Source organism: Vibrio sp. 10N.261.45.E2, from assembly GCF_002875705.1.
GTDB lineage: Bacteria > Pseudomonadota > Gammaproteobacteria > Enterobacterales > Vibrionaceae > Vibrio.
Genome location: NZ_MCZZ01000177.1, coordinates 1 through 15915, shown reverse-complemented (window position 1 = coordinate 15915; position 15915 = coordinate 1). Strand labels below are relative to the sequence as shown.

Below are 15915 nucleotides of genomic sequence, written 5' to 3'. Positions count from 1 at the left end.
AAAGAGTCATTCCAATTACAAGATTCGCACCCAAATGGTTCCCGCTTAAGAGGCCAATAGCGATTCGAATGATGACAAACCATAACGTGATCTTTACTTCAAACATGAACGTTTGAAAACAGTACGAGGAAGTACCCATGAGTGAAACTCTACTAGCTTTATTGGCCTTTTCGCCAATAGTTGTTGCAGCGATTCTGCTGGTTGGCCTTAACTGGCCTGCGAAAAAAGCGATGCCAGTGGCATTTGCCTTAACCGTTGCCATTGCCCTACTCGCATGGGATATGTCTGGCACTCGCGTGTTGGCTTCTGTATTCCAAGGCTTCGGCATTACCGTATCGGTTCTCTGGATTGTGTTCGGCGCCATCTTCTTATTAAACACTTTGAAACACACCGGAGCTATCACCACTATCCGCAATGGATTTACTGATATATCCGCTGACCGCCGTGTTCAAGCAATAATTATTGCTTGGTGTTTCGGTTCATTCATTGAAGGCGCATCTGGCTTCGGTACACCGGCTGCCATCGCGGCACCACTGCTAGTTGCTATCGGCTTCCCAGCGCTTGCTGCGGTACTGATGGGCATGATGATCCAATCGACGCCAGTATCATTCGGTGCGGTTGGTACTCCAATTATCGTTGGTGTGAACAAAGGTTTGGACACGCACAACATCGGAGAAAGCCTGATTGCTCAAGGCTCAACATGGGACGCTTACCTACAACAGATCACGTCTAGCGTTGCGCTAATCCACGCCTCTGTGGGGTTGATGATGCCTGTACTGATGGCAATGATGCTGACTCGCTTTTTCGGTAAAAACAAAAGCTGGACTGAAGGTTTAGATATCCTACCGTTCGCACTGTTCGCAGGTGCGGCTTTCACTATCCCTTACGCACTTACAGGTGTTTTCCTAGGTGCAGAATTACCATCACTGATTGGTGGTCTGGTTGGCCTAGCGATTGTGGTTACTGCAGCAAAACGTGGCTTCCTAGTTCCAAAATCAAAATGGGATTTTGAAAGCGAAGACAAGTGGCCTGCAGAGTGGCTAGGTTCTTTGAAGATCGACCTTGATGACGCTAATCAAGGCCACAAGAAAATGAGCATGGCGATGGCATGGGCACCTTATGTGCTGTTAGCTGTCACTCTAGTTGCTAGCCGTGTGAGCCCTGAGTTCAAAGGCCTACTGAAGAGCGTTAGCCTTTCATTCAGCAACATTCTTGGTGAGACAGGTGTAAGCACTGCGATTCAGCCTTTATATCTACCAGGCGGCATCTTGGTCTTCGTCGCGCTAGTTGCGGTTCTAATGCAATCACGCAGCGCAGCTCCATTAGCGAAAGCGTTCGGTGAATCAAGTAAAACACTGATTGGTGCGGGCTTCGTGTTGGTGTTCACCATCCCAATGGTACGTATCTTCATTAACTCTGGTGTTAACGGCGCAGATTTAGCAAGTATGCCAGTCACCACTGCAAACTTCGCAGCAGACCTAGTGGGCGGTGCATTCCCGGCGTTAAGTGCAACGGTGGGTGCGTTAGGTGCTTTCATTGCAGGTTCGAACACTGTGTCAAACATGATGTTCAGCCAGTTTCAGTTCGAAGTAGCGCAAACTCTGACTATCTCTAGTGCGGTGGTTGTCGCTCTACAAGCAGTAGGTGCAGCAGCAGGTAACATGATTGCGATTCACAACGTGGTAGCGGCATCGGCAACGGTAGGTTTACTAGGTCGTGAAGGCGCAACGCTACGTAAGACAATCATCCCAACGTTCTACTACTTGGTGATGACAGGCATCATCGGCCTAGTGGTTATCTACGGATTCAAAATGACAGACGCACTTATGTAAACCATAAGTCGTCACCAAAGCACTTGGCGTTAATACTCAATTCCCCGACAGCGACACCGTCTAATAAGACAGTTGATGAGTTCAGGGATGGATACTAGAGCACATCAACACCCTCGGGTATTAGCGCCATTTCCCCAGTTTTACAGTTTTACAGTTTTACAGTTTTACAGTTTTACAGTTTTACAGCTTAAGCAAGACTGAACACTGACTCTCAAGAATTAAAGCAGCCCAGACCAAGCCCTCATAGAAGGGCAACATCCCAAGAATTTAGGACTGAAATTATGATCATATCCGCATCGACTGATTACCGCGCAGCAGCAAAATCGAAATTACCACCGTTTCTTTTCCACTACATTGATGGCGGCTCTTACGGAGAACATACCCTACGCCGCAACACGGCCGATCTTGCCGAGATAGCGCTCAAGCAACGCGTACTCAATGACATGTCGGAGCTAAATTTAGAAACCGAGTTGTTCGGCGAAAAGTTGGCAATGCCGATTGCACTGGCTCCGGTTGGTTTAACGGGTATGTACGCACGACGTGGTGAAGTACAAGCAGCAAAAGCCGCCGACAACAAAGGCATTCCTTTTACCATGTCGACTGTATCGGTATGCCCGATTGAAGAAGTCGCGCCTAAGATTGAACGCCCAATGTGGTTTCAACTTTACGTATTAAAAGACCGTGGCTTTATGAAGAACGTTCTTGAACGCGCAAAAGCGGCAGGCGTAACAACACTGGTGTTCACGGTTGATATGCCCGTACCCGGAGCACGCTACCGTGACATGCACTCAGGAATGAGTGGCCCGAACGCAGCAATGCGTCGTATATTCCAATCGATGCGTCATCCTAGTTGGGCAGTTGATGTCGGTTGGCTGGGCAAACCTCACGACCTAGGCAACATCTCTACTTACCGTGGCTCTCCAACCAAACTTGAAGACTACATCGGTTGGTTGGGTGACAACTTCGATCCATCTATCTCTTGGAAAGACCTAGAGTGGATTCGTGATTTCTGGGACGGCCCTATGGTCATTAAAGGCATTCTTGATGAAGAAGATGCAAAAGACGCCGTGAGATTTGGTGCAGACGGTATCGTAGTTTCAAACCACGGTGGTCGTCAACTTGATGGTGTTTTATCAAGTGCCAAAGCGTTACCTGCGATTGCAGACGCAGTGAAAGGCGACACCAAGATTCTGGTCGACTCTGGTATTCGTACTGGCTTGGATGTCGTGCGCATGATGGCGATGGGTGCCGATTGCACTTTGCTTGGTCGTTCTTTCGTTTACGCATTAGCAGCGCAAGGACAAGCAGGCGTTGAGAACCTGCTCGACCTTTACGACAAAGAGATGCGCGTTGCCATGACATTAACTGGCGCGAAGACAATCAAAGACTTAACTCGTGAATCTTTGGTGGGGCTAGATTAAACCACAACGATTCAGATTCAGACTCATGCTTTGGTCTACTTAGACTGAAGTTCAATCGGTGTCACAGCAATTCCACTGTCGTTGTGACACCGTTTAAGCACTGGAAAATAAAATAAAAAGCTAGGGCGTGTTGATCTTTCGAGCTGATTTTTGCAGCGAGTTGCTGGGTATTTATACAAGGCAGAGGCGTCGATGTGTAGCTAGCCTACATGAGAAGCCGATAACGTAGTAGAAATGGCCAGCAAACGCTGCCCGAAGGGTTCGGCTAAAAGCGTTTTACTCTTTGTTGAGGGGGATTTGCTTAGAGTGACTAGGCTACTTCCCCCTCGCCGCGATTAAAACGCTTTTATCTCGAACAAAATTTAACCACGAAAGGTCAACACGCCCTGAACAGTGCCAAATAAGAAGCACAAGGAAGCAAAGATGGAGAAACACACATCCCATGAGCGAGTAATCGACGCACAAGCTTATCAACAGCTTGAAACGATACTGGCTCAAAAAATAGAAACGGAACGCATTGTCACGCAAGAGGCAAAACGATTGGCTTACGGCACCGATGCGAGTTTTTATCGCTTGGTGCCGAAAATGGTTCTAAGGCTAAAAAACTTAGATGAAGTGATATTCACCATTCAAAGCTGCCGCGAACTGGGCATTCATTTTACTTTTCGCGCCGCTGGCACCAGTCTTTCCGGGCAAGCCGTTTCAGACTCGGTACTGATCACTTTGACCGACGACTGGCGCGGCCATGAAATCGTCGATAACGGCAATCAAATCATCCTTCAACCGGGTGTAATTGGCGCCGATGCCAACAAATATCTAGCTCCCTTCCAGCGTAAAATTGGCCCAGATCCAGCCTCTATCAACACCTGTAAGATTGGTGGTATTGCCGCGAACAATGCCAGCGGCATGTGTTGTGGTACCGCGCAAAACTCTTATCGCACCGTAGAAAGCATGAAAGTCGTACTCAGCGATGGCACCCTGCTCGATACCGCAGACAGTGCGAGCGTTGAAGCCTTCAAACAATCACACAAAGCGCTGTTTGATGGCATTGTTGAACTGCACCGCCAAACCAGCTCGAATAAAGAACTCGCCGACAGAATCCGTCACAAATACCGTCTTAAAAATACCACGGGCTACGCACTCAACGCATTGGTCGATTATCACGATCCAATCGAGATCATTAAACATCTGATGATCGGTTCAGAGGGCACGCTAGGCTTCATCGCTGAGATTACCTACAACACGGTGATTGAACACCCGAACAAAGCCTCGGCACTGTTGGTGTTTGCCGACATCGAGCAAGCAAGTAAAGCCGTTACTACGCTATCAAAAACTCCGGTTGCCGCGGTTGAGTTGATGGACGGCAGAGCGCTACGCTCAGTCGCGGATAAACCAGGTATGCCTGCGTTTATGCCAAGCTTGGATTTAGAAGCTGCTGCTATTTTGGTGGAATCACACGCCAGCTCTCAGCAGGACTTAGATTTACAATGTAAATCAATTTTGGATGCATTGGCTGATTACACGATTGTTGAATCTGTCCCTTTCACGTCCGATCCGAAGACTGTCGCGACCCTATGGGGCATTCGAAAAGGCATGTTCCCTGCCGTTGGAGCTGTTCGAGAAGTCGGCACGACGGTCATCATTGAAGATGTGGCTTTCCCTGTTGAAAACCTCGCGAACGGGATCCGAGAGCTGCAAGAGCTGTTCGATAAATACGACTATAGCGAGGCAATCATTTTCGGTCACGCCCTAGAAGGCAACCTACACTTTGTGTTTACTCAAGGCTTCGATAGCCAAGCAGAGATCGACCGTTACGGCGGTTTCATGGATGACGTTGCCGAACTCGTTGCCGTGAAATACCAAGGTTCTCTGAAAGCTGAACACGGAACGGGTCGTAACATGGCACCTTACGTCGAATTGGAATGGGGCAAAGATGGCTACGTCTTGATGCAACAAATCAAAGCATTATTTGACCCAGAAAGACTGCTCAACCCTGGCGTTATCATCAACGATAATCCAAATTCCCACATCACAGACTTAAAGCCAATGCCTGCTGCTGACGACCTTGTCGACCGCTGTATTGAGTGTGGATTCTGTGAGCCTGTTTGTCCGTCTCGCACGCTGACCTTATCACCACGCCAACGTATTGTGCTCTATCGCGAGCTGCAACGCCGCCGTGCTGCTGGCGAAGAAATCGAAGCGAGCGAACTAGAGAAGACTTTTGAATACCAAGGTATTGATACCTGTGCCGCAACGGGCCTATGTGCCGAGCGTTGCCCTGTAGGCATCAATACTGGCGACTTGGTGAAAAAGCTTCGTGTTGCCAAGTATGAGAAATTCACACCAATTGCTAAGTGGACTGCTGATCATTTCTCGACCACCACAAAGCTCACCAAAGCTGGCCTCAAAACCAACCAAGTGGCAAGTAAAGTACTGGGAGCAAACACGGTCGGCAAGCTAACTAATGGCTTGCGCTCTATGACTAAAGGCGCGACACCGGTTTGGATGCCAGAGATGCCGCAATCCAATAGTCACTCGCTAACCTCGTCACCAGTGACGGCAGAATCTTCAAGCAATCATAAGAAGGTGGTTTACCTCCCTTCGTGTGCTAGCCGAACGATGGGGCAACAGAGCGATGCAGGTGATCAGCGTCCACTGACCGAAGTAACCCTGTCTCTGCTTAAAAAAGCCGGATTCGAGGTGATTCTGCCGAAGAAGTTAGATGACCAATGTTGTGGTATGCCTTACGACAGCAAAGGCATGACCGACTTAGCCCAATCGAAAGCACAACAGCTCGAAGAAGTGCTGTGGCAGGCAAGCCGTCAGGGTGAATACCCGGTGTTGATGGATACCAGCCCATGTGCCAAGCGCAGTATTGAGCAATTCACCAAGCCATTAGAAGTGCTTGAGCCGACAGGTTTTGTGAACCAATACCTACTTGAACACCTGACACTTGAACCACTACAAGAAACCGTGATGCTGCATGTCACTTGTAGCTCTCGTCGCATGGGCTTAGAAGGCGCGATGTTAAACCTTGCGAAAGCCTGTACCGAAGAGGTCATCGTTCCAGAGCATATTCAATGTTGTGGTTGGGCGGGTGACAAAGGTTTTACCACACCAGAGTTAAATGAAGCGGCAGTGCATCCACTCAAGGAACAAGTGCCGAGTAACTGTACTCGAGGATTCAGTAACAGCAGAACTTGTGAGATCGGTTTGTCACATCACAGTGGCATTCCATATCAATCAATCTTGTACTTGGTGGACGAAGTCGCGCAGTAACTTCACTCTTAGTACGGAGCAATTTGCTCTAACTTGAAACAAAAATGGCAGCCTAATCAGGCTGCCATTTCTTTATTCGACTTGAAATATCTTATTGAGCTGGGTGCTATTGAGTCAAACGCATCAACTCTTCTGGCGAGTAGTGTTCTGCCTCTGCGCCTTTGGCAATTAGATCAATCACTCGGAACTCACTCATGTCACCAAACTCTTTGGTTAAGTAATCACGAAAGGCTTTCTCATTCGGCCATTTTCCTCGCACGATATAACCATCTTCTTTGTCGAAATCTTCCGTCTCAAAGAAAGAAAAGTCGGTCATACCAATATTGTGGCAATACAAAACCAGATACATGTTGAATCCTTTACACTTAACTAGGGTCTATTGAGCTTTAAAAATGCTTCTAAAAAGCAGGCTTAAGGTTACATCATATAGAGCCAATCGAACACCCAGCTCCATAGCCAATAGGAAGCCTCTGCTACCTGCTCGTTTTGTTAGTCGTCAAACATCATGTTGATGGCAGCACCCAACAGAATCAGTCCAATAATTGGTCCCATCACCGCCAGTGGTGCACGCTCAATGTATGGCAAGTTCTCTGCAATCATCAAACCCCATTCCGGGGTCGGTGGTTTAGCCCCTAACCCGATGAAGCTCAGTGAAGTCAAACTCAGTGTGATAACAGGAAGCCTCAACATTGCGTGCCTTAGCAGCGGTGGCAACACATACGGCAGCAAGTAGAAACGGAAGATTCGAAGCTTGCTAGTGCCCCACAATGGCGCGAGGTGCGTGTAAGGTTGAGCCTTAGCTTCCACGATTAAACTAGAGCAGTGAGCCGCTAATGGCGCCCAAGAAACCAATACAATTGCGATTAATGCGCTGTTGGGATTCATTCCTGTTAAGCCCGCAACTAAAAGGCCAGCAATGATGTAAGGGATACCCTTGGTGATCTCGATAAGACCTTGGCTAAAACGAATATTGAAGCCCATGATGATGCCTGTCACCAAGCTCAAGAACGTAGCCAAAATACCCGCTTGGAAGGTCGCGACCATGCCAGAACCGATTCTCGCCAATAGGTCTCGGCCAATACCATCTGCACCTAAAGGCGCTTGCCAGCTCGGCGATGCTAAGCGTGCAAACTGGCTGGTATATGGGTCACGAAATGCCGCCCATACTACGATAGCAATTAGGAAAGAGAAGATCGCAAAAGCAGTGACACGTTTAGCTCGGCTCTGGGTAAAACGAAACGAAGAGTGACTACTGATGAGCTTGCCGCTTTTCAGGCTGTGGCCAAGAATCAGCTGTTGAACAAACAAGCTGATACTGCTCACGGCAATTGAAAACAAGAGCAATACCAATAAACCGCCCTGCAGCATAGGTAAATCTTGCGCCTTGGTAGCGCCAAGAATCATGCGCCCGATACCAGGAATCGAGAAGATAAGCTCAACCGCGACCGCGCCGCCGGTTAAGCCAATCACAATCATCGCGATTTGTGGGATCAGACTGCTCAGCGCTCTTTTCAGCGCAAAGCGAATAATTTGATTGGAATGAACGTTGGCACTGAGCCAAGTGATCACCCAAGGTTCGTTGAGAACGCGTTGTAAACTGTCTCTGAGTAGGCGACTAAACAAGCCACTGGCTGGCAATGCGAGCGCTAAACTCGGTAGCCAGATGTCTTGCCAGCCTTGCCAACCATACGGCGGCAGCCAACCTAACCAGATAGAGAACACCAGTATTAATACCGAGGCCACCACGTACTCTGGCAACGATATTAATACGGTGCTTAAACTGCTGTAACTCTGCCCTATTTTGCCCTTCTTCCAACTGCGCAAGGTAGCAAGTAGGCCTGCACCGCACAGTACGAAAGTCATCACCAGAGCGCTAGACATCAAAAATAGAGATGTAGACGCTGTTTTTTGAATACCTAATGCAACCGAAGAACCATCTATCCATGATGACCCCAAGTCACCTGAGAAGGCACTGCCAACCCAGTCGATCAGGCGCTCACTTGCCGAACGGTCAAGCTGTAAATCAGCACGTACCGCGGCTAAAGCTTCAGGCGTAAGCAGATGTTGTTGCCCCGCTCTCGCACGCAGGATAGATTGGCTTGGGTCGATGCCTGCAATGTCAGGCATCAAGCCAACAAGAATCACCACCACGATCAGTGAGGCGATTCTTGATAGCCAAGGCGTCAAGATAAATAAGGTTCGACGCAGAGTCTCAGCAGATAGCATTTATTTAGTTAACCTGTGTTGCCGAGTTAACTTGTGTCGTTTGATCAACCAAGCGACGTTCACTTGGATCACGAACTACATTACTTACACGCTCGCTTTCACCTTGAATCACGCGTTCGTGAAGCAGTGGAATTGCAGCAAAGTCGTTCAAGATTTTTTGCTCAGCTTCGATGATCGCTTGCTGACGCAGTGCCCCTAGTGGTTGCAGGTCTGCGTGAGTCAGTGCTTTATCTACCTCTTGAGAGCAGAACTGACCAAGGTTGAAAGACCCCTTACAGCCAAAGTCACTCATCATGTAAGCCACTGGGTCACCAGAATCTAAAACGGTTGCACGAGAAAGGATGAACGCATCGAACTTGCCTGATAACGCATCGTTTTCAATCTGAGCGTATTCACGAATATCCAGTTCAACTTTGAAACCAGCCGCTTCAAGTTGCTGTTTCAGCAGTGCTGCCACTTCTGGAAGCTCAGCACGGTCGGTAAAGGTACCGATAACAATGCTCTCACCGTTCGCCTTTAGAGTCATGTCGATTGCCTGACCTTCAGGTCGAATTGGCTCAGCCCAAGCAAGTGCAGGACCTAATAGACCTTGCGCGATATCTGCGTGGTTTTCATAAACGGTATTCACGATTTGCTCACGGTCTACCGCAGCAGCCGCAACTTTACGTAGGTTAATGTCGCTGAACACCCCTGACTTATTGTTCAGGTAAAGCGTGTTGGTACGAGGCATTGCTACTTCGTAAAGCAGGTTCGGATCGATGGTCGCAATTTGTGAAACAGGTACCGCTTCAACAATGTCCGCTGTACCGGTTCTTAGCGCAGCTGCACGGGCAAAACCATTTGGAACGTATTCTGCAATTACAGACTCAACCTGCGCTTTTTCGCCCCAGTATTCATCGAAACGTTTCAGTTTCGCGCTGGTTGTACCGTTAATTTCTGTCAATTCAAACGGGCCAGTACCAGCACCCATTGGGCTAACACGACCATCTTCTTGGTACGCACTTGCTGCAAGAATTGCTAATTGAGGGCTTGATAAACGGCTTGGTAGAAGAGGGTCATCAAAGCTGGTTTTAATCTCTACACGGTAGTTGTCCATCGCTTTCACTTCTAGCTCTACACCATCTAGGATGCGCGGCTTAGGTGCTGCTTCAAGCGCTTTCTGTAGAGAGTTCACAACAGACTCTGCCGTTAATGTCGAACCATCGTGGAATTTAACACCTTGGCGAATCGTGAACTGCCAAATCAGAGGATCAAGATGTTTCCAATCCGTTGCTAACATAGGTTCAGCTTCTGAAGTAGGGCTCAGATTAACCAGAGTTTCTGCTGTGCTCCAACGAGATAGCTTAAACGCATCATCAGAAAGTGGTGATAAACCCGTTCTTGGTGGTTGCATCATCGCAACTCGAATTTCAGATTTTACAGCAGCTTCGCTCGACTCTGGCTGAGAGTCAAAACAGCCTGTCAAAGGCAGAGCCAACGCAAGTGCGCAAGCCAATTTGATTGAATTAAAACGCATAGTTATTTTCTCTATAGCTGTATTTTATTAATTAGTAAGGTTGTGTTTAACAAGTAGATTTCGAAAGAGGCTGAGATTCGATCAGCACCTGAGTCGCAGGGTGAGCAGGTTTACTCATCACTTGATCGGTCGGTCCGTGTTCCACCATTTCGCCATGGTCAAGAACCAAAATATCTTCACAAAGTGCTTTTGCAGCACCGAGATCGTGCGTTACTAAAACGATGCGCATGTCGCACTTCTTTTTCAGTGAATTGAGCAAATCTAACAACCTTTGACGATTCACTGGGTCAAGGCTTGCAGTCGGCTCATCGGCCACTAGCACAGCGGGTCTAACGACAAGAGCCCGCGCGATAGCGACACGTTGGGCTTGGCCTGTTGAAAGTTGATTAGGCTTTAGTGATAACAAGGCAGCGGGCAGGCCAACATCCGACAGCGTCTCTTCGATGATGCTTTCATGATTGCCAGAAACATCTAGGTTCATCAGCGGCTCAGCTAATATCTGTCGAACGGTATAGTAAGGGTTGAGACTGGTGTGCGGTTCTTGTGGCACCAATTGGATAAGGCGGCACACCATTGCTTGTTCGCTGCTATTACGGATAGGTAGCGAATGACCAAATAAACTGATCTGACCGACGGTCGCCGCTTTAAGACCAAAGAGCAACTCAATCAATGTTGATTTTCCCGCACCAGAACGCCCGACAATCGCTAAGCTTTTATCTTCAACCTTTAGGTCAATGTTCTGCAGCGCTTTAAACGCCTTTCCACCCAACCAACTTGGTATGGAGTAGTAGTGAACACCGACATTGTCGAACTTAATCTCTATCGATGTTTGTGTTTCGGAATCAATCACTGGCATTAATGGTGAGGCTTCTGAATTTAGTGGTAAGGTCGAGCTCATTCGATTAAATCTCTCAATGAACAACAAAACGCATGAGAACTCGACTCTAGTGCGTGTTTTGGTGCACCGTAAGCCACCACACCGCCATCATCGATCACCAATAACTTGTCACACGCCAACGCGCTGTGCAGGTCATGCGTGATGAGCAAACCACCAATTTGACGCTGTTTAACATTGTCTCGAATCAGTTTAAGTATCTCTTGCTCTGTCACCGGATCTAACGCGCTGGTTGGTTCATCGGCGATAATGATATCGGCGTTACTCAGCAGGCCAATCGCAATACACACACGTTGACGTTGACCTCCCGATATTTGACTCGGGTATAACGGCAAGATGGTTTCTGGATTAGGAAAACCCAGTTGGATCAACAACTCGGTAATTTTAATTCTGTCTTTTGGTTTAAGCTTAGTGCGAGTTCCCGTCAAGGCAAGGCAGAGTTGACCTTCTATCGAAACCAGAGGGTTTAAAGCTTGAAGTGCATCTTGGAAGATAACCGCTGGTCGTTGTGCTGCGGTTCTTTGCAACATAGACAAGCCACACACTGCTTCACCAGATAGAGAAATATGACCTTCAACTTCGACGGTTTCTGGCAGAAACCCCGCAATAGCGCGTGAAAGCATCGACTTACCAATGCCTGATGGGCCCATAATCGCCAACAGCTCACCTCGATAAACGTCGAAGTGGATATCTTGGAAAAGTGTTCTCGAAGAGGTTTTGATCGTTAGGTGGTCAACAGACAAAAGTGGGGCGTTCACGCAGATACTCATAGATGGATGTTATAACATAACAACCTTATCATTTAGCAGAGGTGATGGAAAGTGGGCATTGAACTGTATCGCATTTTATTTGCCGTTTAATTGACCTTTTTTATTAGATAAAAAGGCGCCCTCTAAACTTACAGTGTAAAGATAGACAAGCGCATTCATAAAGTATTATAGGTGCTGGTTAGGTCGCTCAGTTAATAGCATTTTCTACCGGGTAACACTTCTGCTTAACTTGTGCGATGAACGGATACAAAAATGCAATACGCCCAAGATAAAACAGGGTAAATGCCAACCACAAACCATGATTGCCCCAAGCTCCGACAGCAAATGCCTGAACAGCCAAGAACACCAACAAAGTCGCGATACTCGAATCGCGAACCGGACGCGTGGTGCCCGTTCCGGTAAAGATGCCGTAAACCGTTAAGCCAAAGCCTGCCACTAGCGGAAACACGATTAACCATGGCGCCATCTCTTGGTACAATGCGACTAACGCTGGAATGTCGGTAAACAAGAAAACAATGCTGCCTTTAAATACCAAGGTCAAAAACGTCAGTGCGGCGATAAAACCGGCCGTCCATTGGAAGTTAAGTCTTAATACTCGAGCCAACATTGAAGGATTCTTCTGACCTACAGCTTTGCCCGCAAACACACTCGATGCATTGGCAATACCATCAAACATATAACTGACAATGAAGGTCACCTGCATCAAGATTGCGTTAGCGGCTAGAACATCAGTACCCAGTTTAGAACCGGTACGCGCCATCATGTTGAAGAACACTAAAATACAAATGGTGCGAAGCAATAAATCGGTATTTGAAGAGATGATGGTCGATAGGTCTTTCTTGGTCATCTTCGAGCCTTGCAGGAACTCAGAGGTAGAGATATTGCTGGTCTTCATCACCAAGGTCACGCCTATCGCAAAGGTAGTAACTTGTGCAATCAAACTTGCGTATGCCACACCCGCGACACCTAAGTCCAAATAGAGTACAAACACCGCATCCAAGACAATGTTCAACACGTTGCCAAACACTTGTGTGTAAAGGACTTCTTTGGCTTTCGCCTGCCCCATCAACCAACCGATAATAGTGTAGTTAAGCAACACAAAAGGCGCGCCATAAATCAAAATACTGAAGTAGATATGTGCTTGTTCAGCCACGTTCGCTTCAGGCTCTATCACCCACATTGCACCTTGCCAGATGAGTGGTTGTATCAGAATAAAGATCAAACCCACCAAACCAGATAGCACAAATGGACGCATCAAGCTGCCCGCTAACTCAGAGCGGTTGCCCTTACCCAAGGCCATCGCACTTTGCCCTGTGGTACTAACACGGAAAAAGCCAAACAACCAATACATGGTGTTCATAATGATGGTGCCGATCGCCACGCCACCAATCAGTTCAGCAATACCAAGTTGGCCGATCACAGCAGTATCGACGGCACCAAGCAGAGGTTGGGTCACCGTTGAGATGATAAAAGGGAAAGCGATTTTTAAATAATCTTTATGGGTAATGGTCATATTCTAGAGAGTGATATTAATAACTATTTGCAATTAGAGTGGATGCTATCGTTTAATCCGTACGTTGTCATCATTTAGTGGATTAAATTATCAACAAAGTGCCTTTCTCTTTTCAACTCTAAATGGAACAGCTTATTGTCATTTACGAGGCTAATTCGTCTCAACAAATCGACAAAATTCAGATCAATAATACGCCACATTAACTAATAACTGGGCGCCCTATTTCCAAGATCTAATTCTATCTTTATGTCGCTTAGTAAAAACTCACAGGAAGATAAAAATCGAGCTCGAAGACTTCGTCACTATTCAAGAAATGGTTCTGATGATAATGCACATATGCAGGCGTCGAACGCTGCTTGAAACCCGAAGTGGGTAGCCACTTTTCTAACACCATGCTGATTTGTGGTAGCAGCTCACCATAGCATCCATTAAGCCGAAATACGGCGTGCAAACCACCGGGAATGACCATCTGATTAACCACGCTACGATACTTAATCGGTTCATCAATCGCGATACACGCTACGTAACGACACTGATCCATTTCAACCCAAGCCGGGTTTGAGTGGTGCAAACCAAATTGGCTAGAAAAGTCGCGTTGCTCTGAGTTCGCCCATGCTTTCAATATCAACCACGCATTGCGAATGGAGCGGTTATAGCCCGTATGTCGAACATAAGCAGCCATGCGCTCAGGTACTTCAATAATCTTAGGTTCAGGTAGCACTCGCAGCGCCACGTTTAAATAGCCCGCCGCTACTTCTGGGTCTTTCAAATAAGGCTTCTCTGCTACCTGTAAATCATGTTTACGCCATTCTCCCGGAGACATATTAAAAGTCGCTTTAAACGCTCGGCTAAACGAAGACACGGAACTAAAGCCGCACTTGTTGGCAATCTCAACCACAGACGATCTGGTATCAAACATCAATTGATTGGCCGCATACTCCATTCGAGTGCGTCGGATATATTGATGCAGCGACTCCCCGACCACACTTTTAAAGGTGCGATGGAAGTGTTGTTCGGAATAGGCCGCTATCTCAGATAACTCTTTGGCAGACAAGGGCTGACTGATGTCTTGGTGAATATGGAACAGGACATCATTGATTCGCGATATGTGTTGACGTGACATCGTTTAAATAGCATAAATGGACATGTTTAAGAGCATAAACGGACACGCTAGTTTTTACAATTGCCGTGTAATATCAAGCGATACAATAAAAACGATAAACGACGAGACACAACACATGGAAATCGCACAGTCATTGCAACAGATTCAATCTTCATACATTCGAGAGATCCTCGCAGCCGCAAGTGATCCAAATGTCATCTCATTGGCTGGCGGTTTACCAGACGAGAAGACATTCCCTATCGATTTAATGAAGCCAACGCTAGAAAACCTAGCGAACATGCCTGAAGTTTTCCAATACGGCTCGACTGCGGGTTACGGCCCGTTGCTTGATCACCTAACGCAAAGCTACCAATTACCAGAAACTCACACTGCAATGATTTGTACTGGCTCTCAGCAGGGTTTGGATTTGATTGCGCGTGCCTATGTTGATCCGAACGATGTGGTTGTGATGGAAGCGCCAAGCTACCTAGGTGCGATGCAAGTATTTGGTTTGGTTCAAGCAAACATTGTTACTGTGTCTCAAACTGAATTTGGCCCTAACCTAGACGAGTTGGAAACATGCTTTGCACAGCAATCACCGAAGATGTTCTATGCTGTGCCAGATTTCCACAACCCAACAGGTGTCTGCTGGGCAACAGAAACTCGTCAAAAAGTCGCTGAGCTGTGTATCAAATACAACGTAGCATTCATTGAAGATGCGCCATACCGTGAGCTACGTTTCACAGGAAAAGAGCTGCCGTTGGTTTCTTCGTTCTGCCCTGATAACTCTATCGTTCTTCGTTCATTCTCTAAGATTGCATCGCCAGGCTTACGTATTGGCGCAGTAACAGGTAAACGCAGCTACCTTGAGCCACTGATCAAAGTAAAACAAGGCGCAGATTTACACTCAAGCGTTCCAATGCAAGCGCTGCTTGTTGGTCTTCTAAAACATGAAGACTTCAACGTACACATGGAAAACATCCGCACACTGTACAAATCTCGTTATGAGGTTCTATTCTCAGAGCTAGAAAAGCAACTGCCTGCAGACTGTGTGTTAAAAGCCGTAGATGGCGGGATGTTCATTTGGGTTGAAATCCCAGAGTGCGACACCTTCGAACTGGCTAAAACTCTGCTATCGAATGGCGTAGCGGTTGTACCAAGCCCAGTATTCTATCCAAAGGCCGATGAAGCCAAAGCGGCACTGCGCTTAAACTTCACCAACGCCAACCCAGAAGAATTGACCGAAGCAGTGAAACGCTTAGCGGAAGTACTTAATCAAGCATAATCTCGGCTGACTCCAACCGGATTTACTTATAAAGCCCCGCTGTATTTTTACAGCAGGGCTTTTTTATGGTTCATCG

General features: G+C 47.3%; 11 protein-coding genes. 4 read left to right on the top strand and 7 right to left on the bottom strand.

Annotated elements, in window-relative coordinates:
- Positions 1–137: 137 nt before the first annotated feature.
- From BCT34_RS23975 to BCT34_RS23960, 3 genes are all read left to right on the top strand, one after another.
- Positions 138–1832, top strand: a complete 1695-nt coding sequence (locus BCT34_RS23975) for an L-lactate permease (RefSeq protein ID WP_076655513.1) — start codon at positions 138–140, stop codon at positions 1830–1832.
- Positions 1833–2113: 281 nt separating this feature from the next.
- Positions 2114–3253, top strand: coding sequence for an FMN-dependent L-lactate dehydrogenase LldD (gene lldD, locus BCT34_RS23970; protein WP_076655510.1), 1140 nt, complete (start codon positions 2114–2116; stop codon positions 3251–3253).
- 423 nt (positions 3254–3676) lie between these two features.
- Positions 3677–6532, top strand: a complete 2856-nt coding sequence (locus tag BCT34_RS23960; RefSeq protein ID WP_076651783.1) for an FAD-binding and (Fe-S)-binding domain-containing protein — start codon at positions 3677–3679, stop codon at positions 6530–6532.
- A gap of 106 nt (positions 6533–6638) precedes the next feature.
- On the opposite strand, the gene BCT34_RS23955 is transcribed toward BCT34_RS23960, so the two are convergent.
- From BCT34_RS23955 to BCT34_RS23925, 7 genes are all read right to left on the bottom strand, one after another.
- A complete protein-coding gene (locus BCT34_RS23955) occupies positions 6639–6881 on the bottom strand; it encodes a hypothetical protein (protein WP_076651782.1) in 243 nt (80 codons plus the stop codon).
- 140 nt (positions 6882–7021) lie between these two features.
- The gene (locus BCT34_RS23950) at positions 7022–8758 is read right to left on the bottom strand and encodes an ABC transporter permease subunit (RefSeq protein WP_076651781.1); all 1737 of its coding nucleotides are present in this window, start codon (positions 8756–8758) and stop codon (positions 7022–7024) included.
- A gap of 4 nt (positions 8759–8762) precedes the next feature.
- Positions 8763–10274: an ABC transporter substrate-binding protein gene (locus BCT34_RS23945; protein ID WP_076651780.1), complete on the bottom strand. Its 1512-nt coding sequence runs from the start codon at positions 10272–10274 to the stop codon at positions 8763–8765.
- A 46-nt stretch (positions 10275–10320) separates the two neighbouring features.
- The gene (locus BCT34_RS23940; protein ID WP_076651779.1) at positions 10321–11172 is read right to left on the bottom strand and encodes an ATP-binding cassette domain-containing protein; all 852 of its coding nucleotides are present in this window, start codon (positions 11170–11172) and stop codon (positions 10321–10323) included.
- Entirely contained in the window at positions 11169–11927 is a 759-nt protein-coding gene (locus BCT34_RS23935; RefSeq protein WP_076651778.1) for a dipeptide/oligopeptide/nickel ABC transporter ATP-binding protein, read from the bottom strand. The genes BCT34_RS23940 and BCT34_RS23935 overlap by 4 nt, the downstream gene beginning before the upstream one ends.
- Before the next feature lie 199 nt (positions 11928–12126).
- On the bottom strand, positions 12127–13452 hold the full coding sequence (locus BCT34_RS23930) for an MATE family efflux transporter (protein ID WP_076651777.1): 1326 nt from the start codon (positions 13450–13452) through the stop codon (positions 12127–12129).
- A 253-nt stretch (positions 13453–13705) separates the two neighbouring features.
- The gene (locus BCT34_RS23925) at positions 13706–14575 is read right to left on the bottom strand and encodes a GyrI-like domain-containing protein (protein ID WP_076651776.1); all 870 of its coding nucleotides are present in this window, start codon (positions 14573–14575) and stop codon (positions 13706–13708) included.
- 115 nt (positions 14576–14690) lie between these two features.
- Here BCT34_RS23925 and BCT34_RS23920 point away from each other — a divergent pair, with 115 nt between their 5' ends.
- Positions 14691–15839: a PLP-dependent aminotransferase family protein gene (locus BCT34_RS23920; protein ID WP_076651775.1), complete on the top strand. Its 1149-nt coding sequence runs from the start codon at positions 14691–14693 to the stop codon at positions 15837–15839.
- Positions 15840–15915 lie beyond the last annotated feature (76 nt).

Excerpts from the sequence above, each read along its gene's own strand:
- BCT34_RS23975 (WP_076655513.1), top strand. The coding sequence starts at position 138 with ATGAGTGAAACTCTACTAGCTTTATTGGCCTTTTCGCCAATAGTTGTT.
- lldD (WP_076655510.1), top strand. The coding sequence starts at position 2,114 with ATGATCATATCCGCATCGACTGATTACCGCGCAGCAGCAAAATCGAAA.
- BCT34_RS23960 (WP_076651783.1), top strand. The coding sequence starts at position 3,677 with ATGGAGAAACACACATCCCATGAGCGAGTAATCGACGCACAAGCTTAT.
- BCT34_RS23955 (WP_076651782.1), bottom strand. The coding sequence starts at position 6,881 with ATGTATCTGGTTTTGTATTGCCACAATATTGGTATGACCGACTTTTCT.
- BCT34_RS23950 (WP_076651781.1), bottom strand. The coding sequence starts at position 8,758 with ATGCTATCTGCTGAGACTCTGCGTCGAACCTTATTTATCTTGACGCCT.
- BCT34_RS23945 (WP_076651780.1), bottom strand. The coding sequence starts at position 10,274 with ATGCGTTTTAATTCAATCAAATTGGCTTGCGCACTTGCGTTGGCTCTG.
- BCT34_RS23940 (WP_076651779.1), bottom strand. The coding sequence starts at position 11,172 with ATGAGCTCGACCTTACCACTAAATTCAGAAGCCTCACCATTAATGCCA.
- BCT34_RS23930 (WP_076651777.1), bottom strand. The coding sequence starts at position 13,452 with ATGACCATTACCCATAAAGATTATTTAAAAATCGCTTTCCCTTTTATC.
- BCT34_RS23925 (WP_076651776.1), bottom strand. The coding sequence starts at position 14,575 with ATGTCACGTCAACACATATCGCGAATCAATGATGTCCTGTTCCATATT.
- BCT34_RS23920 (WP_076651775.1), top strand. The coding sequence starts at position 14,691 with ATGGAAATCGCACAGTCATTGCAACAGATTCAATCTTCATACATTCGA.